The sequence below is a fragment of the Nanoarchaeota archaeon genome (assembly GCA_018897155.1).
In the GTDB taxonomy this organism is placed as follows: Archaea; EX4484-52; EX4484-52; order EX4484-52; family LFW-46; genus LFW-46.
In genome coordinates this window covers 1-6294 of sequence record JAHILE010000002.1, presented here as the reverse complement: position 1 = coordinate 6294, position 6294 = coordinate 1, and the positions used below count along the sequence as shown (strand labels likewise).

3 protein-coding genes are annotated in these 6294 nt (G+C 42.5%); all 3 read left to right on the top strand.

What is annotated here, in order from left to right:
- The first annotated feature begins 57 nt into the window (after nucleotides 1-57).
- From rbcL to KKB09_00090, 3 genes are read left to right on the top strand one after another with little or no spacing between them, the layout of a single operon-like run.
- Nucleotides 58-1278, top strand: coding sequence for a type III ribulose-bisphosphate carboxylase (gene rbcL / locus KKB09_00100; GenBank protein ID MBU4299600.1), 1221 nt, complete (start codon nucleotides 58-60; stop codon nucleotides 1276-1278).
- A 42-nt stretch (nucleotides 1279-1320) separates the two neighbouring features.
- Nucleotides 1321-4899 carry a hypothetical protein gene (locus KKB09_00095; protein MBU4299599.1) on the top strand — a complete coding sequence of 1193 codons (3579 nt, stop codon included), beginning with the start codon at nucleotides 1321-1323 and terminating at the stop codon, nucleotides 4897-4899.
- A 4-nt stretch (nucleotides 4900-4903) separates the two neighbouring features.
- A complete protein-coding gene (locus KKB09_00090; GenBank protein MBU4299598.1) occupies nucleotides 4904-5917 on the top strand; it encodes a hypothetical protein in 1014 nt (337 codons plus the stop codon).
- Nucleotides 5918-6294 lie beyond the last annotated feature (377 nt).

Genomic DNA, 6294 nt, shown 5'->3' with positions numbered 1-6294 from the left:
ATGTTTTCCAAAGCACATATATACTAGAACGAACCTATAATATACTATGGGACTTTTATGAAATATGCGGATTACGTAAACTCAAAATACAAAATAAAAGAATCTGATCTCGTCTGCACATTTTTTGTTGAACCTAATGGCGTTTCAATGAAAGAAGCTGCCGGAGGCGTTGCCGCAGAATCATCAATCGGAACCTGGACTGACATTTCTACTTCAAAGAAATATGTCGAGCGCTTGTCTGCAAAGGTTTTCTCGATAAAGGGCGGCGTTGTAAAAATCGCATATCCTGACGAGCTTTTCGAGGGCGGAAACATCCCGAACATTCTTTCAAGCGTTGCCGGAAATGTTTTCGGCATGAAGATTGTAAAAAACCTGAAACTTCTTGACATTGAATTTCCTGATGGGCTCATTTCTTCATTCAAAGGCCCTGCCTATGGAATCGAAGGGATAAGAAAAACGCTTGCAGTCAGAAAAAGGCCTCTTATCGGAACAATTGTGAAGCCGAAAATAGGGCTGAATTCACAAGATCATGCAAAAGTCGCTTACGATGCGTGGGTCGGCGGATGCGATGTTGTAAAAGATGACGAAAACCTGTCGTCGCAGAAATTCAATGAATTTGAGACACGATTATCAAAAACTCTTGAGGCACGCGACAAAGCTGAAATCCGGGCCAATGAAAAGAAATGCTATCTTGTGAACGTAACTGCAGAGACAAAAGAAATGCTTCGGCGCGCGCAGCTCGTGCAGGATGCCGGCGGCGAATATGCTATGGTTGATGTTTTGACTGTGGGCTGGTCGGGACTTCAAACGCTGCGCAATGAAAATTTCAAATTAATTCTTCACGGCCACCGGGCAGGGCATGCTGCAATAACAAAGAACCCGAAGCATGGGATTTCGATGAAAGTTCTTGCAAAATTCTCGCGTCTTGCAGGAATCGACCAGCTTCATGTCGGCGCAGCTGTCGGAAAGATGTTTGAAGAAAAAGAGGAGGTTCTTTCAAATTGCGATGCTTTGACTTCTAAAATGGACGAACTTAAAAAGGCGCTTCCGGTTGCATCTGGCGGGCTTTCTCCGCTTCAGATTCCCGACATCATTAAAATTTTCGGCATTGATGTTGTAATACAGGCAGGCGGCGGCGTGCATGGGCATCCAAAAGGAACTGTTGCCGGAGCGCGCGCAATGCGCCAGGCGGTTGAAGCCAGCTTGCGCGAAATAACTTTGGAAGAGTACGCCAAGACGCATGTTGAATTGAAGGATGCGATTAAGAAATGGAAATAACTGATTCAAAAGAATGCGAAAATATCTAACCTGGTCTTTATAATGGCAAGTGTACGAAAAGGCATTGAAACAGAATTGCTTACGAACGTCGGAATTGCAGTTCTGTTACTTTCTCTGGTACTACTTTTTTCATATTCCTTGATGAGCAATAAATTTGGAGCGTTGTCCAGTTCAAGCACCAGCGATCCAGAAAGCCCGTGCACAAAAACATGTTCCACGAGCCCGGGCTGCAAGACAAGCGCTCCATCCAATTCCGTCGCATCGTCAGGAATTTGCTGCGGAGCTGGTGAGAGCTGTTACAAGTGCGCTTCCGGCTACACATGGACTGGTTCAGCGTGCACTCTATCGTGCACAGACACATGCGCATCATTAGGCTATAACTGCGGAACGCAGACTGTGTGCGGAGCATCAAAAAACTGCGGAACATGCACCGCACCAAAAACATGCAATTCTGGCGTATGCGCGCCGTCAGGTTGCACAGACACATGCGCATCATTAGGCTATAACTGCGGAACGCAGACTGTGTGCGGAGCATCAAAAAACTGCGGAACATGCACCGCACCAAAAACATGCAATTCTGGCGTATGCGTATCTCCATCATCACCATTAACCGCAACAATTATTCAACCATATGATGGAGATATCTATGCTAATGGAGATTGGCTTAGGTTCCTCAGTTTTGCGTTAGGAGGGCAACCGGATTATACGTTTCCCGCTTACAGCTTTGAATGGAAATCAGATAAAGACGGCAGTTTATCAACCAATATGCATTTTGGAATGAATACGCTCACCACAAACAAGCACACTATCACAGTTACTGCCACCGACATTAAGGGTGTAAAAGCTTCAGACAATATAATTATCGAAGTTAAACCCGCAGGCACATTAACTGCAAATATCGATAGGTGGATCGATGAATTTGCTAAAGGCGAAATCATAAACTTATGGTCTGATGTCGCGGGAGGAACACCTCCATACACATTTGTCTGGAATTCCGATCTTGAAGGGGATTTTTCAACAGTTCAGGGCCCTTCAATTGACTCCAGTTCGTGGACTGTTGGGACTCACACAATAACACTTAAAGTAACTGACAATATCGGAAATATTGCAACATCAGCAACTAAAATCAATATTGTTGAAATGACCGCACAGATTAATCCAACTGAAGGAACAACAGCCTCTTATGGAAATATGCTATGGTTCAGTCCGTGGATTACGGGCGGAACGCCGCCATACGCCTATTTATGGGTGTCTGATTTAGACGGTATCCTCAATACTGCGTATGCATTCAGCAAAGATGACTTAACTGAAGGCCTTCACACAATTACTCTGACAATCACAGACTCCAGCGGCACGCCAAAAACAATTGTCAAAACGCGCCACATTCAGATAACTCCGCCTCCGCCACTTACAATCACTATTGACAGCCCCCTGAACGGTGCGACAGTAGCGCGCGGGAATTATATATCATTTAATGAAACCTTCAGCGGAGGTGTATGGCCATTTAAATTCACATGGACATCTGACAAAGACGGCGAAATATTTACAAGCCCTTACGACATTGACTTCGCAAGAAATAACTTGTCCGTTGGCAGCCATAAAATCACCCTGAGTGTGAATGATAACGCCAAGCAAATTGCTAAAGACGAAGTTAACATCATTATAACGCCCCCGGCACCGTTGGCTGCTACTATAATATCACCAATTAATGGCGCAACATTCAAAAAAATAGACAGTCTTATCAAATTCAATAGTTCTGTTACTGGAGGCATCCCGCCATATACGTATAAATGGACCTCAAACAAAGACGGTGATATTACGCCTTCAGGCTTGCGTAAAGATTATTTTTCAACAAATGATCTCTCTATCAATGCCCACACGATTACTTTAAAAATTACTGACAGCGCAAGTGCCACAACCAGCGCGACTGTAACTATCAATGTCAACGCAGAATGCGCAGTGAATAATTTCAAGAACAATGCAAAATACGCAAGCAAAGAAACGTTCATGATTTCTGACAGCAACTGGCAAGACGCATTGAGCCTTGTTCCGCTTGCGATATGGAAGGAAGGCGCCACGATACGTAAATACCCTGCCCTGATATACCATCATGAAACTGCGACAGCATTCGATGCAGATTCCACAATCCATTTTATGCAATTATACGGACCGAATCATGCAACCACAATAGGCACAATTCCTGCGAATCTCAATAATTTGCTTGTTGCGGCAAAGCCTGTTGGCGCCGGGCTGAAAGCGGCATCAATAGTCAATATAAAATCATCGGACTACTTTTCATACTGGTCATCATTCAATTCACTGGTTGTAGTCGATTACAATAATTACAAGGCGGGCCTCATGGCGGCAGTTTTTGCATCAAATAAGAACAGCCCGATTATTTTTGTCAATTCAGCAAATCTCCCAACGTATAAATCCTTGATTAACGGAAAGACAATATACGTTGTCGAAAATCTCGATGCAACAACTCAAAGCTATATAGACGCCAATTCAGGCTGCAATGTCAAATACACTCTTGAAGATTTACAAAAATGGTATTTGACAGAAACCGGCAGTGATAAATTGATTTTCTTGAATCCAAAAGACCTTAGCATAAAAATGAGCTATTCGTTTTTCCCGCAGAAAAGTTCTTTTATCAACACAATTTTTAGCAAAATGTCATTAGCCGCTCCGTTTTTAGCCGCTGCTAAAGAAGAAGCAATAATGTATACCGAAGTGCCTGATTCCGGCACAAACGCAGGATGCATCGCCAGTGCGGCACTGACAAATAATTTTAATACTGCAGATGCCGATTCTGCCAATTTCATTAACTCGCTCAATCTCATGCCAACTTATCTCACAGTTGTTGCTGCTCCAAATGCAATTCCTGATTCGCTTTACAACAGATGTAGTGGTATTTGGCAATTCAGATGGCCGGTAGATTGGAAATACGCATCTCTTAATAATCTTAATAGCCTGCTGTATGTTGGCAGAATATATGGCATCACTGTTGCAGATGCATCATCCCACATAGCTAAATCGCTATTTTTTGATCAGATAATTCAAGACTTATACGGAACAAATTACAATATAATCTCTGTCGGGCATAGTTTCAGCTGTGATGAATCTGATGTACAATATATAAACGATAAAACGTCTGCATCCGGCTACAACTCAATATGTTTCGTCGAAAATGCAGGATATCCGAACTGTACTATAGATACAAGCCCGCTTGTTTCCAACTATACCAATAAACGATATATCACTTATGCAGATCACGGCGGTCCGGGCTCGTGGGCCAACACTCTTTCTTTCTTCGAAATTCCGTGGCTTGATTTGCCATTTGCTGACGCTCAGGCTTGCCTGACAAACAACTACTGGCAGGGGAGTTCTGCAACATTTGGGCCCAGTATGATAAGAAAAGGCGCTGTCGGATATTGGGGGTCTTCCGGCGTTGCTTATCTCGACTGCGGATCTAATAGCAAGCATCTAAAAAGATTAACTGGAACGGAACATGACACAATAACTACTGGCGAACTATTTACAGAAGAGTCATCTCACGGTTTTTATTATCTGTTGGGCGATCCAACTATTCAGCTCAAGCTAAAAGAAGTAACATGGTGATAATATGTTCAAAAAAAGATTAATGATATTGTGTTTATTGATACTATTAGCCCTGCCAGCATATGCCAACGCCCAGATGATTGATATCGCCTTGAATCAACAGGAATTCAAACCGGATGATGAAGTAAGGGCAATGATAGTGCTTTTCAACCCGACAAATCAACAACTTAAAGGAGATTTAATTGTAACTTTTGCATCATTTAATCCAGACTTGCCCCCCGCACCTTTTAGGGAAGTATTTGACTTGGCTCCCGGCGCAAAAAGCAATGCATTTTCATTTGCAATGATTATAGGCGATACTATGCCGGACGGATTATATCGAGTGGATGTTGAATTAAGGGATGAAAAAGAAAACATCATAACTCAAAACTATAAAGAATTCAAAGTTATGGGCACAAAGAAAACCATTCGGGCAGATGCCAATATTTGCGCGGATGAAAAATGCTCTGAAAGAAAAGTAGTATTTATCGCTGGCGAAACAATTTACCTGAAAATTGACACGCTTGTCCAAGATATTGCCATCGACGCCACAATTAAGACACCCAAAGGAACTGTTGAAAGGGTGGCTTTTGCCAACAATCTCGCATCATTCAAAGCCGACGAACAAGGAATGCACTCGGTTTCATACCTCATCTCGAAAAAAGAATATGAAAATCTAAGCATCACTAATGAATTTAGTGTTCTTGATGCTCCGGCAAACATAATGTCTGTTTCAGATTGCAACGGCAACGGCATATGCGAAAATAATGAAAACATAAAAACCTGTCCGCAAGATTGCCCTTCGGGTTTGGAAGACGGTTATTGCGACAAAGTCAAAGACAATAAATGCGACCCTGATTGCACAACCTACGAAGATAAGGACTGCAAAAGCACAGAAACCAGTAAAGAGAAATATTATATTCTAATAATATTGGTGGTTTTGCTAGTGATCGCAATTGCCGCCTACAAAAAAATACAAGAAAAAAGAAAATGGAAAGAACTTGAAAAAAAGCTGTCTGAAAAAATACAATATGGATAAGTAAAACGTTTCAAAGGGTACTAAAAAGGTGGATGGAGTAATTATTGCGTTTATTTTTCAGTTTGGGTTTAATACCTCGCAGCTTGCTGCGTTCCAAACTGAAAATCATGATACTTCGTATCAAGCTGTCTATGCTTCGCATAGAAAAGATAGAAATTGCCGGTTCGCGCAAGCGAAAAAATTTGCGCAATATCATTTCGACTACGGTCGAAAAGCTTTACAACCTTCGGTTGCAAACCCCGCAGCTCTGCTGCGGCTGGGATTTTGAGAACTGAACGTTCTCAAAAGCTTCGAGCGATTGGCGAGATGATTTTGAGGTTTGGAGTCCTCAAATCATGCCGCTCTTGCGGCAAGCTTTTCAACCCGATAACGTTTGT